General features: G+C 65.6%; 20 protein-coding genes. 8 read left to right on the forward strand and 12 right to left on the reverse strand.

The features are described from left to right. Positions 1-211 precede the first annotated feature (211 nt). From CXK94_RS08630 to napE, 8 genes are all read right to left on the reverse strand, one after another. A complete protein-coding gene (locus CXK94_RS08630) occupies positions 212-610 on the reverse strand; it encodes an META domain-containing protein (protein WP_102894002.1) in 399 nt (132 codons plus the stop codon). Then, entirely contained in the window at positions 607-1,044 is a 438-nt protein-coding gene (locus tag CXK94_RS08635; RefSeq protein WP_102894003.1) for a hypothetical protein, read from the reverse strand. The genes CXK94_RS08630 and CXK94_RS08635 overlap by 4 nt, the downstream gene beginning before the upstream one ends. Positions 1,045-1,228: 184 nt before the next feature. Continuing rightward, positions 1,229-2,014: a dienelactone hydrolase family protein gene (locus CXK94_RS08640; RefSeq protein ID WP_102894004.1), complete on the reverse strand. Its 786-nt coding sequence runs from the start codon at positions 2,012-2,014 to the stop codon at positions 1,229-1,231. Positions 2,015-2,360: 346 nt separating this feature from the next. Next, positions 2,361-2,957: a cytochrome c3 family protein gene (locus CXK94_RS08645; RefSeq protein ID WP_102894005.1), complete on the reverse strand. Its 597-nt coding sequence runs from the start codon at positions 2,955-2,957 to the stop codon at positions 2,361-2,363. Positions 2,958-2,967: 10 nt separating this feature from the next. Continuing rightward, the gene (locus tag CXK94_RS08650) at positions 2,968-3,456 is read right to left on the reverse strand and encodes a nitrate reductase cytochrome c-type subunit (protein WP_037039725.1); all 489 of its coding nucleotides are present in this window, start codon (positions 3,454-3,456) and stop codon (positions 2,968-2,970) included. 11 nt (positions 3,457-3,467) lie between these two features. After that, entirely contained in the window at positions 3,468-5,975 is a 2,508-nt protein-coding gene (gene napA / locus CXK94_RS08655) for a nitrate reductase catalytic subunit NapA (RefSeq protein ID WP_102894006.1), read from the reverse strand. Beyond that, complete coding sequence (locus CXK94_RS08660; protein WP_102894007.1) at positions 5,975-6,229, reverse strand: chaperone NapD; 255 nt, start codon at positions 6,227-6,229, stop codon at positions 5,975-5,977. The genes napA and CXK94_RS08660 overlap by 1 nt, the downstream gene beginning before the upstream one ends. Before the next feature lie 60 nt (positions 6,230-6,289). Continuing rightward, positions 6,290-6,469 (reverse strand): periplasmic nitrate reductase, NapE protein, encoded by a 180-nt coding sequence (napE, locus tag CXK94_RS08665; protein ID WP_037039719.1) that lies wholly within the window; start codon positions 6,467-6,469, stop codon positions 6,290-6,292. Between the two features lie 268 nt (positions 6,470-6,737). Between napE and CXK94_RS08670 the strand changes: the two genes are divergently transcribed. After that, positions 6,738-7,925 carry an MFS transporter gene (locus CXK94_RS08670; RefSeq protein ID WP_102894008.1) on the forward strand — a complete coding sequence of 396 codons (1,188 nt, stop codon included), beginning with the start codon at positions 6,738-6,740 and terminating at the stop codon, positions 7,923-7,925. A 167-nt stretch (positions 7,926-8,092) separates the two neighbouring features. Here the strand turns inward: CXK94_RS08670 and CXK94_RS08675 are convergent, their stop codons facing one another. From CXK94_RS08675 to CXK94_RS08690, 4 genes are all read right to left on the reverse strand, one after another. After that, positions 8,093-8,587, reverse strand: coding sequence for a SprT family zinc-dependent metalloprotease (locus tag CXK94_RS08675; RefSeq protein ID WP_037039715.1), 495 nt, complete (start codon positions 8,585-8,587; stop codon positions 8,093-8,095). Between the two features lie 42 nt (positions 8,588-8,629). Further along, entirely contained in the window at positions 8,630-9,301 is a 672-nt protein-coding gene (locus CXK94_RS08680; RefSeq protein WP_037039713.1) for a Yip1 family protein, read from the reverse strand. A 170-nt stretch (positions 9,302-9,471) separates the two neighbouring features. Next, on the reverse strand, positions 9,472-10,071 hold the full coding sequence (locus CXK94_RS08685; RefSeq protein ID WP_037039710.1) for a Yip1 family protein: 600 nt from the start codon (positions 10,069-10,071) through the stop codon (positions 9,472-9,474). Between the two features lie 140 nt (positions 10,072-10,211). Further along, on the reverse strand, positions 10,212-10,808 hold the full coding sequence (locus CXK94_RS08690; RefSeq protein WP_102894009.1) for a DNA-J related domain-containing protein: 597 nt from the start codon (positions 10,806-10,808) through the stop codon (positions 10,212-10,214). A 136-nt stretch (positions 10,809-10,944) separates the two neighbouring features. Here CXK94_RS08690 and ttcA point away from each other — a divergent pair, with 136 nt between their 5' ends. The 7 genes from ttcA (at position 10,945) to CXK94_RS08730 (ending at position 17,488) form a co-directional block, all read left to right on the forward strand. After that, positions 10,945-11,769, forward strand: coding sequence for a tRNA 2-thiocytidine(32) synthetase TtcA (ttcA, locus tag CXK94_RS08695; protein WP_102894010.1), 825 nt, complete (start codon positions 10,945-10,947; stop codon positions 11,767-11,769). Positions 11,770-12,362: 593 nt separating this feature from the next. Beyond that, positions 12,363-13,457 carry a 3-deoxy-7-phosphoheptulonate synthase gene (locus tag CXK94_RS08705; RefSeq protein WP_102894011.1) on the forward strand — a complete coding sequence of 365 codons (1,095 nt, stop codon included), beginning with the start codon at positions 12,363-12,365 and terminating at the stop codon, positions 13,455-13,457. Positions 13,458-13,535: 78 nt separating this feature from the next. Then, complete coding sequence (locus CXK94_RS08710; RefSeq protein WP_102894012.1) at positions 13,536-14,207, forward strand: DNA-3-methyladenine glycosylase I; 672 nt, start codon at positions 13,536-13,538, stop codon at positions 14,205-14,207. Positions 14,208-14,265: 58 nt separating this feature from the next. After that, the gene (locus tag CXK94_RS08715) at positions 14,266-14,631 is read left to right on the forward strand and encodes a DUF2946 domain-containing protein (protein ID WP_102894013.1); all 366 of its coding nucleotides are present in this window, start codon (positions 14,266-14,268) and stop codon (positions 14,629-14,631) included. Positions 14,632-14,739: 108 nt separating this feature from the next. Next, entirely contained in the window at positions 14,740-15,294 is a 555-nt protein-coding gene (locus tag CXK94_RS08720) for a putative natural product biosynthesis protein (protein ID WP_102894014.1), read from the forward strand. Positions 15,295-15,728: 434 nt separating this feature from the next. Beyond that, positions 15,729-15,908 (forward strand): cytochrome oxidase putative small subunit CydP, encoded by a 180-nt coding sequence (cydP, locus tag CXK94_RS08725; protein ID WP_037039697.1) that lies wholly within the window; start codon positions 15,729-15,731, stop codon positions 15,906-15,908. Further along, on the forward strand, positions 15,905-17,488 hold the full coding sequence (locus CXK94_RS08730) for a cytochrome ubiquinol oxidase subunit I (protein WP_102894015.1): 1,584 nt from the start codon (positions 15,905-15,907) through the stop codon (positions 17,486-17,488). The genes cydP and CXK94_RS08730 overlap by 4 nt, the downstream gene beginning before the upstream one ends. Positions 17,489-17,491 lie beyond the last annotated feature (3 nt).

Raw genomic sequence — 17,491 nt, forward strand, 5'->3', positions numbered from 1 at the left:
TATGCACTGCATGTGCCAGTTTCGGTATGACAGGCGTTGGCGAGCAAGAATTGCGCTGCAGGCCTTGTAAATGGGGGCATTGCCAGTGCCAGTCTGACTTGGAGCCCGAGAAAGGGATGTGCCCGGTGGTCCAGGGCGGGGCCCGCGCAAGTACATGACGCCTGATAGCAGTGCGCACGCCGGGTGGCATGCGCACATTTGGCGCGGAAGGTTACTGTTCGGGCCAGAGGCGGATAGGCGCGCCTTCGCTTGGCCATAGCCGCAGCTGGTCGATCTTGGAAACGTCCCAGCGCTCGACCCGGGTGAGGAGGTCGAGGAAGTGGTGTTCCTGGTCCATGATCTGCTCGGCGCACAGCTTGCGGGTGCTGCCGAGGTTGCTGAAGCGGATCTGCTGGCCGTCGAGCTCGTAGCTGCCGAACCAGTGGTTGCAGCCGGCATTGCCGTAGACGCGGTCCGTGCTGAGGGTCAGGGAAACCGGGTTGCGGCCGATCACCGGATCGTTGCCGACCCATTCGGCGATGTAGGTGACGTCGTGCTGCAGCAACATGGGCTCGGTCGCGCAGCCGGCGAGGCCGAGAGCCACGACTGCGGGCAGGATGCGGGGCGTCATGCGTTATTCTCCTGGCAGCTCGGGCAGAGGTGGCGGCCGTTCTGGCTGGCCCAGCCGAGTTCGGCGATGCGCGCCTCGGCCGCCGGTGCACGAGCGGGCTCGCCCAGCTTGGCATCGACGGCGAATTCGAAGTCCAGCTGCTTGCCGCAACCGTCGCAGTCGACCTGCCAGTTGAGAATCGCCAGTTCGCGGAACACCGGCCCGCTGGCCACCGCCATCCATTGCCCGGGCGGGTTGATCAGGTGGCGCACTTTCTCGACGGTCAGGCGCTGGGACAGGTCGCGGCTGCCTTTGAGGGTGACGATCAGGACGTCGCCGGTGCGGATTGAGCCGCCATTGCCGGTGACCTGGTAGCGGCCCGGTGCCAGTGCGCGGCATTCCGTGAGGGTGTGGGCGGGGTTGAGCAGGGTGTAGCGGAAATCGTGTTCGGCCATGTCTGGATTCGACGGCTGGAAAATGTGCGCATGCTAGCACGATGAAGGGAACGGTTGCGGTCGGGGCGTGTGTCGAGATGCATGAGGGCATGGGCGCTCGTTGGGCTTCGCTGCGCTCAACCGCAACCTACCGTGTGGTGACCGCAGGTTGTGGTCGAGGCGCGTGCCGAAGCCCGGCGTCTGCCTATCGGTCGAACGTTTCCTTGAAGAAGCGCTGCATGTCGCGCCAGGAGCGTTCGTCGGCTTGCTTCTGGTAGGCCAGGTCCATGCCCTGTTCCTGGAATTTGTCGGCCCCGGGGTTGGTGAAGCCGTGCTTGGCGCCGGGCAGGCTGACGAACTGGTAGTCGGCGCCGGCCTTGACCATCTCGACGTTCAGCGCGGCGATGTCGTCGGTGCTGATCATGCTGTCTTCGCTGCCGTGCTCGACCAGCACGCGCGCCTTGACGCTGCCCGGCGCGGCGCGGGTTTCGGTGGCCAGGGCACCGTGGAAGCTGACCACGCCTTCCAGCGGTACGCCCTGGCGGGCCATGTCCAGCACCACCTTGCCGCCGAAGCAGTAGCCGACTGCGCCCAGCTTGGCGTCGTCGGTCTGCGGTTGTGCCTTGAGCAGGTCCAGGCCGGCGTTGAAGCGGCCCTTGGCGGCGTCGGCGTCCTTCAGCGCGGCCTGCATGAAGCCCATGGCGTCCTTGGGATGCTCGGTGTGCTTGCCTTCGCCGTACATGTCGATGGCCAGGGCGCTGTAGCCCAGCCCGGCGAGGTCGCGGGCGCGTTGCTTGGCATAGTCGTTCAGGCCCCACCATTCATGGACCACGACGATGCCGGGGCGCTTGCCCTCGATGGCATCGTCGTAGGCGTAGTAACCCACCATCTGGGTGCCGTCGGCGGCGGTGTAGGGGATTTCCTGGGTCTGGATTTCGGCGTTGGCAGCGACGCTGGCAGCCATGAGCAGGCCGAACAGGCAGTGGCGCATCGGGGTCTCCTTGACGGGCAATACGGCGGGCGAATGAGTAATAGGTCACGGAAGGATAGCGGTTCTTCGACCCGCCGGCAGGAGAACGGTTCTGGGCATCGATCGGTCAGGGCAGGCCTGCGGCCTGCAATCGCCGCGAGGGCGCGCCCACCGGGTTTGGCATTGTTACTGGCCGGGGCGGTGCTTTTCGGCGTGTAGGGTGGATGACGGCGCAGCCTCATCCACGCGTCGGGCTCGCTGCTGTCCACGGCTCGCCGGATCAAGCGTCTGGCGGCCGGGACCTGGTGGAAAACGCTTCGCGGTTTTCCACCCTACGAACGGCATTGCCGCGTGGCCGGGCTCCGGGTTACCAGCCCGGCACGCCACGCATGTCCGGCAGCTTGTGGGCGATGCCTTTGTGGCAGTCGATGCAGGTGGCCTCGCCGCTGGCCAGGGCGGTGGAGTGGAACTGCGCGGCGCGCTTGCTCTGGCGGGTGAAGTCCATGAAGTCGAAGGCATGGCAGTTGCGGCATTCCAGCGAGTCGTTGGCCTTCAGCCGCGCCCACTCGTGTTCGGCCAGCTCGCGGCGCTTGCCGAGGAACTTCTCGCGGGTGCTGATGGTGCCGAAGATCTTGCCCCAGACCTCCTTGGAGGCCTGCATCTTGCGCGCGATCTTGTCGGTCCACTGGTGCGGCACGTGGCAGTCCGGGCAGGTGGCGCGCACACCGGAGCGGTTGCTGTAGTGGATGGTCTCCTTGAGTTCCATGAACACGTTGTCTTCCATCTCGTGGCAGGAGATGCAGAAGGTTTCGGTATTGGTCGCTTCCAGGGCGGTGTTGAAACCGCCCCAGAAGACGATGCCGGCGATGAATCCGCCCAGGGCGAGCACGCCCAGGCTGAAGTGCACGCTGGGCCGGCGCAGTACGTCCCAGTAGCGTTTGAGGAATGACAGTAGCGACTTCATCCGGGCCCCCTCAATTTCCGTCGGTGGATGGCGAGGTTTCCCGGTACAGCAGCTCGTCGATGTTCTTGAACTGGTTTTCCACCAGTGGTTTCACATCCTGCTGCGGCACATGGCACTGGGTGCAGAAGTAGCGCCGGGGCGCGACGGCGGCCAGGGTCTGGCTGTCGCGGTCGGTGTAGTGGGTGATGCTGATCATCGGTGCCTGGGCCCGGGCGCTGTTGGCGCGGCTGTGGCAGGTGAGGCAGCGGTTGCCGTTCTTGTCGACCTGGTAGCCACGGATGGTGTGGGGGATGGTCGGCGGTTGCTCGGGGTAGTTGCGTTCGCGCCTGATGTCCTTGTTTTCCTCATCGTGCAGTGGCGGGGGAGTGAATTCTCGGCTGATGGTGCCGCCCGGGCGGCGGCCATCGGGGGCGGGGGCGTCCAGCGGATAGTCGGTTTCGGCGGCGATGGCCAGGCCGAACACCGCGAGCAGGACCAGCGGCAGTAAGCGGAATGTCATGGCGGCTCTCCTCAGGCGATGCTGACCACTTCGATCTTCACGGCGCATTTCTTGTAATCGGTCTGCTTGGAGATCGGGTCGGTGGCGTCGAGGGTGACTTTGTTGATCAGCTTGTTGGCGTCGAAGAAGGGCACGAAGACCAGCCCCATCGGCGGCCTGTTGCGCCCGCGGGTCTCCACCCGCGCCTGCATCTCGCCGCGCCGGCTGATCACCTTGACCACGCTGCCACGCCGGGCGTTGAGCTTGCGGGCATCCTCGGGATGCATGTAGACGAGGGCATCGGGAATGGCGCGATGCAGCTCGTCGACGCGCTGGGTCATGCTGCCGGTGTGCCAGTGCTCCAGCACGCGCCCGGTGCTGAGCCAGAACGGATAGTCCTGGTCCGGGACCTCCGCCGGGACTTCGTAGGGCAGGGCGAAGATGATCGCCTTCTTGTCCGGGTAGCCGTAGAACTGCACCCCGCTGCCTTTTTCCACGTAGGGGTCATAGCCTTCGCGGTAGCGCCAGCGAGTCTCCTTGCCATCCACCACCGGCCAGCGCAGGCCGCGTTCCTGGTGGTAGCGATCGAAGTCGGCAAGGTCGTGGCCATGGCCGCGGCCGAATTCGGCGTATTCCTCGAACAGCCCCTTCTGCAGGTAGAAGCCGAAGGCCTCGGCCTCCTGGTTGGTGTAGCCCTGGGTGATGTCGCTGTTGGGGAAGCGGTCGACCTGGCCGTTCCTGAACAGCACCTCGAACAACGTCTTGCCCTTGAGTTCCGGTGCCTTGCCCAGCAGCTCCGCCGGCCAGACCTCGTCGGTGGTGAAGCGCTTGGAAAACTCGACCAGTTGCCAGAGGTCGGAGCGTGCCTCGCCCGGCGCGCTTACCAGCTGGTGCCAGAAGTGCGTGCGCCGCTCGGCGTTGCCGTAGGCGCCTTCCTTCTCCACCCACATGGCGGCGGGCAGGATCAGGTCGGCGGCCTGGGCGGATACCGTGGGGTACACGTCCGAAACGATGACGAAGGCGTCCGGGTTGCGCCAGCCGGGGAGGATTTCCTGCATGACGTTGGGGCCGGCCTGCATGTTGTTGGTGACCTGGGTCCAGTAGACCTTGAGCACGCCGTCCTTGAGCATGCGGCTCTGCTCGACGGCATGGAAGCCGGGTTTCTCCTGGATGGTGCCGGGCGGCAGCTTCCAGATCTTCTCGGTGGTGGCGCGGTGCTTGGGATTGGTGACCGCCATGTCCGCCGGCAGGCGGTGGGAGAAGGTGCCGACTTCCCGCGCTGTGCCGCAGGCCGAGGGCTGACCGGTGAGGGAGAACGGGCTGTTGCCCGGCTCGCTGATCTTCCCGGTGAGCAGGTGGATGTTGTAGATCATGTTGTTGGCCCAGACACCGCGGGTGTGCTGGTTGAACCCCATGGTCCAGAACGACATGACCTTGGTCTTCGGGTCGGCATAGAGTTCGGCCAGTGCCTTGAGGCGCTCGGCCGGCACGCCGCTTTCCTGCGCGGCGTGTTCGAGGGTGTAGGGCTCGAGGAATTTGGCGTAGTCGTCGAAGCCGATATCGGTCCAGGTGTTGGCCACCCCACGGTTTTCCGCCTTGAGCTCCAGCGGGTCGGTCGGGCGCAGGCCGTAGCCGATATTGGCCGCGCCCTGGGCGAAGCGGGTGTGCTTGTCGACGAAATCCCTGTTCACCGCGCCGCTCTGGATGATGTGGTTGGCGATGTAGTTGAGGATCACCAGGTCGGTCTGCGGGTTGAAGACCATCGGGATGTCGGCCAGCTCGAAGCTGCGGTGCTCGAAGGTGGACATCACCGCGACCTTCACGTGCGGCGCGCTGAGGCGGCGGTCGGTGACCCGGGTCCAGAGCACCGGGTGCATCTCGGCCATGTTCGAGCCCCAGAGCACGAAGGCATCGGCGGCCTCGATGTCGTCGTAGCAGCCCATCGGCTCGTCCATGCCGAAGGTGCGCATGAAGCCGAAGGCTGCCGAGGCCATGCAGTGGCGGGCGTTGGGGTCGATGTTGTTGGAGCGGAAGCCGCCCTTCATCAGCTTGTTGGCCGCGTAGCCTTCCCAGATGGTCCATTGCCCGGAGCCGAACATGCCCACCGCTTCCGGGCCGCCTTCCTTGAGTGCGGCCTTGTACTTCTCGGCCATGATGTCGAAGGCCTGGTCCCAGCTGACCGGCTGGAACTCGCCCTGCTTGTCGTACTGGCCGTCCTTCATGCGCAGCAGCGGCCGGGTCAGGCGATCCGAGCCGTACATGATCTTCGACAGGAAGTAGCCCTTGACGCAGTTGATGCCGCGGTTGACCTCGGCCTTGACGTCGCCGTGGGTCGCCACGACGCGGTTCTCGCGGGTCGCCACCATGACGCTGCAGCCGGTGCCGCAGAAGCGGCAGGGCGCCTTGTCCCACTTGAGGTTGGTGGCATCGGCTTCGGTGATCAAGTTGCTGGCGGCGTTGCTGGCGATCGGCAGGCCGGCCACGGTCGCGGCGATGGCGGCGGCATTGGCCTTGGCGAATTGGCGTCGGGTCAGGCTCATCAGACGTCTCCTTCGAGGAGTTCTTCGTGGTAGATCAATGCGGCATTGAGTACGCCGGGCAACTGCTGGATGTGCTCGATCGCATCGAGGATGCGGCTTTCATGTTCGGCTTCCAGGACCACCACCAGCTTGCCGCTGGGGCTTTGCTGGTGCAGTTCCAGGCCGGGCAGCAGGATCAGGTTGGCCTTCACCGCGGCCAGCAGTTCCGGGCGGCAATGCACCAACAGGCTGGCGATATGCAGGGTTGTGTCCATCGATAGGGTTCCGTCTCGGGACAGGGGAGCGATGGTGTGCTTTTCGGTTCGCTGGAACGATCAGGATGGTCCCGGCGGGCCGAAGATCATCTGCACGATCCAGACGGCGAAGCCGTAGCCCGAGACCAGCAGGACGCTGAGGATGGGAAACAGGAAGACGATGAGAAAGACGAAAAGACGGGTTTCGTCCCGTTTGCTCGAACTTCCGCTGGGGTCGATGTCATTCGGCGCTACTTTCATTCTTCTACTCCGACTGGCATATGAGGCGTCGCCCAGGCTCGGCGTGGCCGGGATATCTTCCTGCCGTTGCAACGCCGGCACGCAATGGAACGTCCATAGAGAGCCTAGACAGGGAACTTCGCAATAACCAACGCGATTCGTAAGGAAATCACCGCGAGGCCGGTTTTTAGCGACCGCCGGCTCGTTGCAGGAAGAGCCGCATGGCGGCCGGCAGGTTGTGCTAGCCTTCGCCGCTTTTTGCGGCCGTGGGCCGATCCGGAACGGCGATATGAGCACTCCAGAGCATGCTTTCACTCATCTGCGCCGCGGCACCCCGGCTTATCGGCGGGCCACGCTGGCACTGTTCTGCGCGGGTTTCGCCACCTTCGCACTGCTGTATTGCGTGCAACCGTTGCTGCCGATGCTGGCGGCGCATTTCTCGGTATCCGCCGCCAGCAGCAGCCTGGCGTTGTCGCTGACCACCCTGAGCCTGGCGTTGTGCCTGCTGCTTTCCGGCGCGCTGGCCGAGAGCTGGGGGCGCAAGCCGGTCATGGCGGCGGCGCTTGGCCTGGCCAGCCTGCTGGGCCTGGCCTGCGTGCTGGCCGAGTCATGGAACCTGCTGCTGGCGCTGCGCGCCTCGCTCGGCCTGGCCCTGAGCGGGCTGCCGGCACTGGCCATGGCCTATGTCGGCGAGGAGTTCGAACCCGAATCGCTGCCGGCGGCGATGGGGCTGTATATCGGCGGGACTGCGCTGGGCGGGCTGCTCGGGCGGCTGCTGTCCGGCCTGCTGAGCGACCTGGGTGGCTGGGAACTGGCGCTGGGCGGCATCGCGTCGATGGGGTTGCTGGCGCTGCTGCTGTTCCTCTGGTTGCTGCCGCCGTCGCGCCATTTCAAGGCCCAACCGCTGTCGCCGGGCGTGCTGCTCGGCAACTTCCGCCGGCATCTGGGCAATCCGGTGCTGCGCGGGCTGTTCCTGCAGGCGTTCCTGCTGATGGGCGGCTTCGTCGCGCTGTTCAACTACATCGGCTTCCGCCTGGCCGGCGCGCCGTTCGGGCTGTCCGCGACGGTGATCGGCATGCTCTTCATCGTCTACCTGGCCGGCATCTTCAGTGCCGGCTGGGCGGGGCGACTGGTGCCGCGCTTCGGTGCGCGCCAGGTGCTGCAGGGCGGGGTGGCGCTGATGCTGCTGGGGGTGGCGCTATGTGCCAGTCCCTGGCTGGCGGTCATCATCTGCGGGCTCGCACTCTTCACCCTGGGGTTCTTCGCTGCCCACGCGGTGGCCAGCGGGCAGGTCGGCTATCACGCCAGGGGCGCCAAGGCCCAGGCTTCCGCGCTTTACCTGTGCGCCTACTATCTTGGCTCCAGCCTGGTGGGCTACGTGGCGGGCTATGTCTGGCAGCATGCCGGCTGGCTGCCGCTGATGGTGGTGCTGGCGGGGTTGTTCGTCATCGCCGGCTGGCGTGCGCGGAGCCTGTAGGGTGGAAAACCGCGAAGCGTTTTCCACGCGTTCCGGTGCGGGGTGGTCCGCAGCAGAGGGCGGGCTCTTACACGGGCGGCTTTCGATAGCGTAGGCGCGAGCCATGCTCGCGAACGCCGCTCCTGCAGGTCCCGGTGCATACCTGCGCGGCGATTGCCAGGGGGGGGCTATTCGATGCGCTGCTCGCCGGTGAAGACCAGCGTGCCCTTGCAGCGGCGGCAGAAGTAGCGGCGGCCCTTGCCGACCAGGGCGTGGCGCTGGGCGGTGAAGGCGAAATCCTGCTCGTCGCAGCGGCAGCGATAGACATAACGGGTGCTCGGCCGGCGTTCGATCGCGTAGCTGTGGCAGCGCTCCGGCGTCAGCTCGTAGACGCCGCGCATGATCAATTGCCATTCCTCGCCATGGGGCTGGATGCGTGGGCCGAACAGGCGATGGGCGATCAGGTGCGCCACTTCGTGGGCCACGGTCTGCTGCAGGAAGTGCTCGCGGTTTTCCCGATACAGCTGCGGGTTGAAGCGCAGCAGGTTGTCGTTCAGGTGTGCCACGCCGGCCTTCTGGCCGCGAAGCTTGAAGCTCACCCGCGGTCGTTCGAAGCGTTGCTGGAAGAACGCTTCGGCCAGTTGGTAGCAGGCTTCGACGCGGGCATTGAGTCGCTCGGGCATGGGGCACTCCAGAAAGAGCGCCGCATTATGCCAAAGGCGCGCTCAGCGCTGCAGACCGCCTGGCTCCTCCTGCGGACGTTCCTGCTGGGTGCCGTAGCTCTGGTCCTGGAGGATGTCGCGCTCGTAGGTGGGGTTCAGCACGAGCATCCAGAACAGGATCATCGGCACCTTGAGGTTGACCAGCACCAGCAGCCCCACGGCCCAGGTGCTGGCGCCATAGAGGAAGGTATTGCGGCTGTCGATGCGCATGAAGGTGGGCAGGCCGACGAACAGCAGGTAGGTCGTGTAGATGCCCGCCGCCACCAGGACCGCGATGGCGATGAAGCGGGTCGGGTAGAGCGCGCCGAGGCCGGCGATGAAGAACGGCGTGATCATATAGGCGACGAACCCCACGCACTGGTTGAACGTGGGGCGGGCCTCGAAGGTGCGCGACATCCAGCGCAGGAAGAAGCCCATGATGAAGGTGCCAAGGATGATGGTGAAATAGATCAGCACGCAGAGTTGCACGGCACTGCGGGTATCGAGCCGGATCCGCTCGTCTTCCACCAGGCTCCAGCCCACGTAGCGGGTGCCGATGAACATGCACACGGCAGGCAGCAGGGCCCAGAGCAGCAGGTGGACGAGGTAGTTGGAGCTGTTTCTTTCTTCTTCGCGGCGGATGTCGGCCCATGCCTGGTCGGGGCGGGTCAACAGGGTGACAAGGTGCGAGGTCATAACGAGTCTCCATCTGCCTTTCGAGGGCTGGCCATGGCTGCAAAACAAGTGGCGTCATGGTTTTAGAGCGGCAGATGTGACGAGGGTTTCGCCTGCGACCGTAGGCGTTTGGCCACGGCGGGAAATGAAAAGGCCGCCCTGCAAGGCGGCCTCGGGTGGCGGGCAAGGGGTCAGCGTACGTAGACCGGGCCGATGCCCATACCCCAGGTGATCACCGACAGCGCGATGATCGCCACCAGCACCACCAGCCCCACCGCCAGCACCGAACTGGAGAACATGAAGCCTTCTTCTTCGGGAATGTTCATGAACTTCGGCAGGCCGACATAGAGCAGGTAGGCCGTGTAGCAGACCGCCGCGGTGCCCACCAGCATGCCCAGCCACAGGTGCGGATAGAGTCCGGCCAAGCCGCCGATGAACAACGGCGTCGCGGTATACGCGGCGAACACGATGCACTGGGTGAGGGTCGGGCTGGCGTCGTAGGTGCGTGCCATCCAGTGGATGAAACCACCCATCACGGCGACCCCGGCGAGCATGGCGAAGTACGAGAGGATCGCCAGTTGCATGCAACTGGCCTGGGTCAGCCTGACCGGCTCGCCGCCGTTGATGCTCCAGCCGACCTGGGTGGCGCCGATGTAGGCGGATATGGCTGGAATCGCCGCCAACAGCAGGACATGCGTCAGGTACATGTGGCTGACGGTTTCTTCTTCGCCGCGGATTTCTCTCCATTCCTGACCGGGATGAGTGAACAGGCCCCAAACGTGATTGATCATGCCAGCGTCTCCTCTGCTTATGGAGGGTCGCTTCGCCTGGCGGGTCGTCATCGAGGACGGCGCGTGCGACCTTATGTCGCAGTATAGGAATAGGCCGTCGGCTTACATCCACCGGTTTAGAGTAATTCGAAGCTAGGCAATCAGCGGTAATAGCGCTGGAGAATTTCCATGGCCAGGTTGATCGATTGCAGGCGCTGGGTGCTGCCGCCACGGTCGGGATGATGCAGGCCGACCAACTGCCGGTAGCGGTGCTTGATCACCGCCAGGGTGAGCGGTTGCGCGTGACGGTCCAGCTCGAACAGCTCCAGCGCGGCGCGCTTCTCGTCGCTGCCCTGCATGCGCGTCCAGAAGCTGGCCAACAGCCGCTCGACGTCGTCCTCGCCGGTGTCCTTGAGGTTGCCGAGGTCCAGGTAGTAGTCACGCAGGGCGTCCTGCTCGCTGAGTGCCCGCTCGCCCGCCACGTAGGGGTGCAGGCGGATGCACAGCGGATTGATCTGCAGATGGCCGCTGGCCTGCTCCCAGAGGCGGTCGCGCAGCAGGTAGAGCGCGTTGAACACCAGGAAATGGGTGCGGAACAGCACCAGCTTGTCGGTCAGCGGCAGGTTCGGGATATGCGTGCTGTGACGGCCCTTGAGTAGCTGGATCAGCTGATATTCGCTGCAGCCTGCGGGGTGCTCGCGCAACAGGGTCAGCAGCTGTTCGGGCAGATCCAGGGCTGGGGAGAGGTCTTCGGTCATCGCCAGACCCTATCACAGCGCCAGCACGCGACCCGGCTGCGCGTCACATTAACGAGCGGGCGGCGAACGGGCTGGGGCCGGCCGCGCTTTGCGCGTAAAATGCCCGGCTTTCGTACATCTCTTCCGGACTTTCGCCATGGGTACCCTTTCGGTCAACCAGAACAAACTGCAGAAGCGCCTGCGCCGCCTGGCCGGCGAGGCCGTCACCGACTTCAACATGATCGAGGATGGCGACAAGGTGATGGTCTGCCTGTCCGGCGGCAAGGACAGCTACACCATGCTCGACGTGCTGCTGTACCTGCAGAAGGTTGCGCCGATCCAGTTCGAGATCGTGGCGGTGAACATGGACCAGAAGCAGCCGGGCTTCCCCGAGCACGTGCTGCCTGACTACCTGCAGTCCATCGGCGTCGAGTACCACATCGTCGAGAAGGACACCTATTCGGTGGTCAAGGAGAAGATCCCGGAAGGCAAGACCACCTGTTCGCTGTGCTCGCGCCTGCGCCGCGGCACGCTGTACACCTTCGCCGACGAGATCGGCGCGACCAAGATGGCGCTCGGGCACCATCGCGACGACATCCTCGAGACCTTCTTCCTCAACATGTTCTACGGCGGCACGCTCAAGGCGATGCCGCCCAAGCTGCTCTCCGACGACGGCCGCAACGTGGTGATCCGCCCGCTGGCCTACTGCAGCGAGGTCGACATCGAGGCCTACGCGAAGATGAAGGAGTTCCCGATCATCCCCTGCAACCTCTGCGGCTCGCAGGAGAACCTGCAGCGTCAGGTGGTCAAGGAGATGCTGCAGGAGTGGGAGCGCAAGTCGCCGGGGCGCACCGAGATCATGTTCCGCGCGCTGCAGAACGTGGTGCCGTCGCAACTGGCCGACCGCAACCTGTTCGACTTCAAGAGCCTGCGCATCGACAACGACGCCACGCCGCGCTTCGTCGACGTGATGAGCCTGTAGGGCGGGGCGGGCGGCGCTCCGTTGGGGCGTGTAGCGCCGAGGCTCGGCGCGATGACCGTAGGTTGGGTTGAGGCGCATGGCGCCGAAGCCCAACGTCACACGTGCGCCCAACCCAACCGACACCACCCCGCCGGATATTGCGGTTGAAACCCGGCGGTGCGCTGGAGTATGGTTCGGACATCTTTCGGAGAACAGCATGTCCCTCAGCCTCGCTTCCCTGTCCCTCGCCCACGCCGGTGCCGCATGCGCCGCGCGGCTGCGTGGCCGGGTGGTCGCGGCTGGCGGTTATTACTTCGGGTACTGGTTTAGCCACGGGCGCGCCTGATACCCCACAGGCGCCCCTAGCAAGCAGGGTCGCCACCAGAGCAGTTTTCGAACCCCCGGTCGGCCACCCGACCGGGGGTTTTGTTTTTTCCGGCCGCCTGCGGCCGAACGCAACGAGGAAAATACGCATGAGCACTTACCGCACCGACCGCTATTACCGCTACGACTGGCGATTTAGCCGCTTCGACGCCGCCCTGACACCACGCGAACGAACACTCGACTAGCGCCGTCGCGGGACCACCCGCGCCGGCAGAAGGAACCGCCAGATCATGAATGCATCCGCCACCGCCCAGCACACCGCTCTCCAGCTCGCCATCAGCGAATCCGCTCCGCTCGACTCGCTTCCCGCCCGCCGCACCGCCCAGCCGCTGCCCAGCCCCGCCGTATTGCGCCAGCGCCTGCCGCTCGACGCCGCGCTGGCCGAACGCATCCACAACGACCGCAATGCCATCCGCGCCGTGCTCGACGGTCGCGATCCGCGTCTGCTGGTGGTCGTCGGCCCCTGTTCGCTGCACGATCCGGTCGCCGCGCTGGAATACGCCGAGCGTCTGGCCGATCTCGCGCCTGAAGTCGACGACCAGCTGCTGCTGGTGATGCGCGCCTACGTGGAGAAACCGCGCACCACCGTCGGCTGGAAGGGCCTGGTCTACGATCCGCAGCTGGACGGCAGCGGCGACATGGCCGAAGGCCTGCGCCTGTCGCGCCGGCTGATGCTGGACATCCTCGCCACCGGCCTGCCGCTCGCCAGCGAGCTGTTGCAACCGCTGGCCGCCGGCTACTTCGACGACCTGCTCGGCTGGGCCGCCATCGGCGCACGTACCAGCGAGTCGCAGATCCACCGCGAGATGGTCAGCGGGCTGGACCTGCCGGTGGGCTTCAAGAACGGCACCGACGGCAGCCTGGGCATCGCCTGCGACGCCATGCGCTCGGCGGCGCATCCGCACCGGCATTTCGGCATGGACGCGCTGGGCCATCCGGCCCTGCTGGAAACCCACGGCAACCCGGATACCCACCTGGTGCTGCGGGGCGGCCATGGCGCGCCCAACTACGATGCCGCCAGCGTCGCTGCCGCGCGCGCCGCGCTGGAGAAGCAGGGCATCGCCCCGCGGATCATGGTCGATTGCAGCCACGCCAACAGCGGCAAGGACCCGCTGCGCCAGCCGGAAGTGCTCGGCAGCGTGCTCGCACAGCGTCTGGCCGGCGATAGCAGCCTGCGCGGCGTGATGCTGGAGAGCCATCTGTTCGACGGCTGCCAGCCGCTGGGTGGCGAGCTGCGCTACGGCGTGTCGATCACCGATGGCTGCCTGGGCTGGAGCAGCACCGAGCAGCTGCTGCGCGACGCTGCCCGGCGCCTGCGCGGCTGAAGGCGGTGGACGGGCTTGCGGGGCCGCCCACTCGGCGGCACCCTGTGCCGCTGCCTTTCCCGATCGGATGGACCGACCATGCGTGACTACAAATGGCTGCACGAGTACTGCCTCAACCGCTTCGGCTCGGCGGCCGCGCTGGAGGCGCGCCTGCCGCAGCCGTCCAGCGCCGAACAGCTGCGGGCGATGCCCGATGACCGCTACCTGTCGCTGATCGCCCTGCGCATCTTCCGCGCCGGGCTCAAGCACAGCCTGGTGGATGCCAAGTGGCCGGCCTTCGAGCAGGCCTTCTTCGGCTTCGACCCGCAGAAGGTGGTGCTCATGGGCGGCGAGCACATCGAGCGGCTGATGCACAACACACAGCTGATCCGTCACCTCGGCAAGCTCAAGAGCGTGCCGCGCAACGCCCAGTTCGTACTCGACGTGGCGAGAGAGAAGGGCGGTTTCGGCAACCTGCTCGCCGACTGGCCGAGCAGCGACATCGTCGGCTTGTGGCGCTACCTGGCCAAGCACGGCAACCAGCTCGGCGGGGCGTCGGCGCCGCGCCTGCTGCGCATGGCCGGCAAGGATACCTTCGTCCCCAGCAACGACGTGGTCGCCGCACTGAAGGCGCAGGAAGTCATCGACAAGACGCCCAGCAGCCAGCGCGACCAGGCCGCGATGCAGGCCGTCTTCAACCAGTGGCAGGCCGAAAGCGGCCGACCGCTGTGCCAGCTCTCGGCGATGCTGGCTTTCACCGTCAACCACTGACGCTGCTGCGACGGTTTGGCGCAGCGCCGGCGTTGCGCCTGCGGTGTAAAGTCGAATCATGACCATCGTCAAAGACAAACGCGCGCGGATCGTATGGGTGCTGCTCACCTGCATCCTGATCAATGCCTTCGTTTGCAGCCTGAACCATGCCACCCACGTGGGCTTCGGCCTGGCCATGGGGCAGGATGCCTTCTGCCTCAGCGACGACTCCTCCTCCGGCGCTAGCGCACTTCCCGCGGATGTTCACGGCTTGTCCGAGCACGCGTTCGACTGCCCGCTGTGCAGCTCGGTGTTCCTCGGCATCGTCGTACTGCTCGCCCTGGCCTGGCTGGGCCAGGGGGCGACGGTCGCGCCGCGGCTGCGGCAACCGGAGCGGCTCGGTCCGCGCCACCACTGGCCGGCGCTGAACCCGCGCGCACCCTGAATCCCCTGACCGCAGACCACGGTGTCCATGCGCCGCGGCCCTGAGCTGCGCGCTGGACGGCAACTGTCGGAGCCTTCCGACGGCACGCTCAAACAGGGGATTTCCAACATGACCATGATGGAGCGCTTCACCCGCGCCGAGAGCCACACCCGCTATCGGCTGCCCTTCCCGGATTACCCCAGCAACGCTCGCAGCTTCGTGCACCTGGATGCCAAGCTGCTGCCGTACTGGCACGCCTTGTTCGATGTCTGCCCGCAGCTGCTCAAGCTGGACCCGCCGGACGGCCTGAAGATCTTCCGCCAGTTCATGACCTGGGCCTACGGCTGCCAACTGGCGCTCGACTGGACCTTCCACCTCAGCGTCTGTCGTTGGTTGCTGGTCTCGGGCTACCGCGAGCTGGTCGAGCCGGATCATATCGAAGCCATGATGATCGCCGCGGCGGCGCGCTGGGTCGCCAGCGACGACAGCCCGGCGCTTGGCATCGTGCTCGGCTGGCAGGGCGGTGGCGACCACGTCTTCGACTGGAAACCACGGGTGCGCCAGGGCGGGCGCCCGCTCGCGGCCGAGGCCGAGGAACTGCCGCCGGCGCCCTGGGATTTCGCCTGGAGCCCGCTTTCGAGCACCGCTGGCAACGGTTTTCGTCGCTGGCTCAGGGTGCCCTGACTGCGACAGCCCGCCACAGTGTCGTACTGCCATCCTTGGTGGAGCATGACACAAGGCCGGCAGCGATGGCCGCACTCGCCCCGCAACCGGAGCAGGACAGGCCCGGGCGGGATGTTCTGCCCGACTGCAGGGGGCGTGCCGGTGTTTCGCAGCAGGGCTCGGCCAGCAGCTATGCTCTTCAAGCGAAGCGACAGGGCTGCAAGCGCCAGCGGAGGCGGGGTGGGGCAGGCTGTCGCAGTTGTCGCCGCTGGAGGTGGGCGGGACACTTTGCAGGCCTCGAATCCGAGCAGCGCTTCCACGGGTGGATTCGAGGTGGAGCGATTGAGCCCGGGCCGCAATGCCCGGGTTCCGGCCCCCGCCCCAACGGGGGCCTTCAATCGCAGCATGCCGCCGGAGCGGGAAGCGCTCGGGCAGGCGAGCAAGAGGAGGTAGGCATGTTCAAGTCGTCGCTCAGACGGGATGTCGTGCTGGTACTGCTGGTCAAGGTCGCGATCCTCATAATCATAAAAAACATCTGGTTCGATGCTCCCAGCATTCCCGAGAACGGTTCGGCGCGGGTTGCCGGATATTTGCTTGATTCGCGGGGTTCGATCCCCGAGGGAGGGCCGAGATGATCTCGGAAAGCGTTGTCGATCTATCACGCCTGCAATTCGCCATGACGGCGATGTATCACTTTCTGTTCGTGCCGCTGACGTTGGGGCTGTCCTTCCTGCTTGCCATCATGGAGTCGGTCTACGTCATGACCGGCAAGCAGGTCTACAAGGACATGACCCAATTCTGGGGCAAGTTGTTCGGCATCAACTTCGCCCTCGGCGTCACCACCGGGCTGACCATGGAGTTCCAGTTCGGTACCAACTGGGCCTATTACAGCCACTACGTCGGTGACATCTTCGGGGCGCCGCTGGCCATCGAGGGGCTGATGGCCTTCTTCCTCGAGTCCACCTTCATCGGCCTGTTCTTCTTCGGCTGGGATCGCTTGAGCAAGGTGCAGCACCTGTCCATCACCTGGCTGGTGGCGCTGGGCTCGAACCTCTCGGCGCTGTGGATTCTCATCGCCAACGGCTGGATGCAGTATCCGGTGGGTTCGGAGTTCAACTTCGAAACCATGCGCATGGAACTGGTCGACTTCGCCGCGCTGCTGTTCAACCCGGTGGCACAGGTGAAGTTCGTGCATACCGTGTCGGCCGGCTACGTCACCGGGGCGATCTTCGTCCTGGCCATCTCCAGCTACTACCTGCTGAAGCAGCGCGATCTGGGCTTCGCCCGCCGCTCGTTCGCCATCGCCGCGGTGTTCGGCCTGGCCTCGACGCTCTCGGTGATCATCCTCGGCGACGAGTCCGGCTACGAGATCGGCGAGGTGCAGAAGGTCAAGCTCGCCGCCATCGAGGCCGAGTGGGAGACCCATCCGGCGCCGGCCGGCTTCACGCTGTTCGGCCTGCCCGACCAGGAGGCGATGCGCACCGACTTCGAGGTGAAGATCCCCTATGCGCTGGGGCTGATCGCCACCCGCTCGGTGGACGAGGAGATCAAGGGCATCAAGCAACTGGTCGCCGAGCATGAGCTGCGCATCCGCAATGGCATGCTCGCCTATGAGCGGTTGCAGCAACTGCGCGCCGGCGACAAGTCGCCCGAGGCCATCGCCGCCTTCGACGAGGTCAAGCAGGACCTGGGCTACGGGCTGCTGCTCAAGAAGTACACGGCGGATGTACTGGACGCCAGCGAGGAGCAGATCAAGCAGGCTGCGCTGGATACCATCCCCGACGTACCCAGCCTGTTCTGGACCTTCCGCGCCATGGTCGCCGCGGGCTTCCTCATGCTGCTGCTGTTCGCCCTGGCGAGCTGGGCCTCGATCAAGCGCAATGCCGAGAACAAGCCCTGGCTGCTGAAGTTCGCGCTGTTCAGCCTGCCGCTGCCGTGGATCGCCGCGCAGACCGGCTGGTACGTCGCCGAGCACGGCCGCCAGCCCTGGTCGATCGCCGAAGTGTTGCCGACCCATCTGTCCACCTCGACGCTCGCCGCGGGTGACATCTGGGGGTCGCTGATCGCCCTGGTGGGCTTCTACAGCCTGCTGCTGGTGGTGGAAATGTTCCTGATGATCCGCTTCGCGCGGCTCGGCCCGAGCAGCCTGCACACCGGTCGTTATCACTTCGAGCAGGGCGCGGTCGCAGTGGCCGATGCCCCGTCGCAAGCCTGAGGA

Origin of the sequence: Stutzerimonas stutzeri (assembly GCF_002890915.1) — a bacterium.
GTDB classification, from domain to species: domain Bacteria; phylum Pseudomonadota; class Gammaproteobacteria; order Pseudomonadales; family Pseudomonadaceae; genus Stutzerimonas; species Stutzerimonas stutzeri_AF.

What these genes read in the sequence shown, in the direction of transcription:
- CXK94_RS08630 (WP_102894002.1), bottom strand. Translation starts at nt 610, where the DNA reads ATGACGCCCCGCATCCTGCCCGCAGTCGTGGCTCTCGGCCTCGCCGGC.
- CXK94_RS08635 (WP_102894003.1), bottom strand. Translation starts at nt 1,044, where the DNA reads ATGGCCGAACACGATTTCCGCTACACCCTGCTCAACCCCGCCCACACC.
- CXK94_RS08640 (WP_102894004.1), bottom strand. Translation starts at nt 2,014, where the DNA reads ATGCGCCACTGCCTGTTCGGCCTGCTCATGGCTGCCAGCGTCGCTGCC.
- CXK94_RS08645 (WP_102894005.1), bottom strand. Translation starts at nt 2,957, where the DNA reads ATGAAGTCGCTACTGTCATTCCTCAAACGCTACTGGGACGTACTGCGC.
- CXK94_RS08650 (WP_037039725.1), bottom strand. Translation starts at nt 3,456, where the DNA reads ATGACATTCCGCTTACTGCCGCTGGTCCTGCTCGCGGTGTTCGGCCTG.
- napA (WP_102894006.1), bottom strand. Translation starts at nt 5,975, where the DNA reads ATGAGCCTGACCCGACGCCAATTCGCCAAGGCCAATGCCGCCGCCATC.
- CXK94_RS08660 (WP_102894007.1), bottom strand. Translation starts at nt 6,229, where the DNA reads ATGGACACAACCCTGCATATCGCCAGCCTGTTGGTGCATTGCCGCCCG.
- napE (WP_037039719.1), bottom strand. Translation starts at nt 6,469, where the DNA reads ATGAAAGTAGCGCCGAATGACATCGACCCCAGCGGAAGTTCGAGCAAA.
- CXK94_RS08670 (WP_102894008.1), top strand. Translation starts at nt 6,738, where the DNA reads ATGAGCACTCCAGAGCATGCTTTCACTCATCTGCGCCGCGGCACCCCG.
- CXK94_RS08675 (WP_037039715.1), bottom strand. Translation starts at nt 8,587, where the DNA reads ATGCCCGAGCGACTCAATGCCCGCGTCGAAGCCTGCTACCAACTGGCC.
- CXK94_RS08680 (WP_037039713.1), bottom strand. Translation starts at nt 9,301, where the DNA reads ATGACCTCGCACCTTGTCACCCTGTTGACCCGCCCCGACCAGGCATGG.
- CXK94_RS08685 (WP_037039710.1), bottom strand. Translation starts at nt 10,071, where the DNA reads ATGATCAATCACGTTTGGGGCCTGTTCACTCATCCCGGTCAGGAATGG.
- CXK94_RS08690 (WP_102894009.1), bottom strand. Translation starts at nt 10,808, where the DNA reads ATGACCGAAGACCTCTCCCCAGCCCTGGATCTGCCCGAACAGCTGCTG.
- ttcA (WP_102894010.1), top strand. Translation starts at nt 10,945, where the DNA reads ATGGGTACCCTTTCGGTCAACCAGAACAAACTGCAGAAGCGCCTGCGC.
- CXK94_RS08705 (WP_102894011.1), top strand. Translation starts at nt 12,363, where the DNA reads ATGAATGCATCCGCCACCGCCCAGCACACCGCTCTCCAGCTCGCCATC.
- CXK94_RS08710 (WP_102894012.1), top strand. Translation starts at nt 13,536, where the DNA reads ATGCGTGACTACAAATGGCTGCACGAGTACTGCCTCAACCGCTTCGGC.
- CXK94_RS08715 (WP_102894013.1), top strand. Translation starts at nt 14,266, where the DNA reads ATGACCATCGTCAAAGACAAACGCGCGCGGATCGTATGGGTGCTGCTC.
- CXK94_RS08720 (WP_102894014.1), top strand. Translation starts at nt 14,740, where the DNA reads ATGACCATGATGGAGCGCTTCACCCGCGCCGAGAGCCACACCCGCTAT.
- cydP (WP_037039697.1), top strand. Translation starts at nt 15,729, where the DNA reads ATGTTCAAGTCGTCGCTCAGACGGGATGTCGTGCTGGTACTGCTGGTC.
- CXK94_RS08730 (WP_102894015.1), top strand. Translation starts at nt 15,905, where the DNA reads ATGATCTCGGAAAGCGTTGTCGATCTATCACGCCTGCAATTCGCCATG.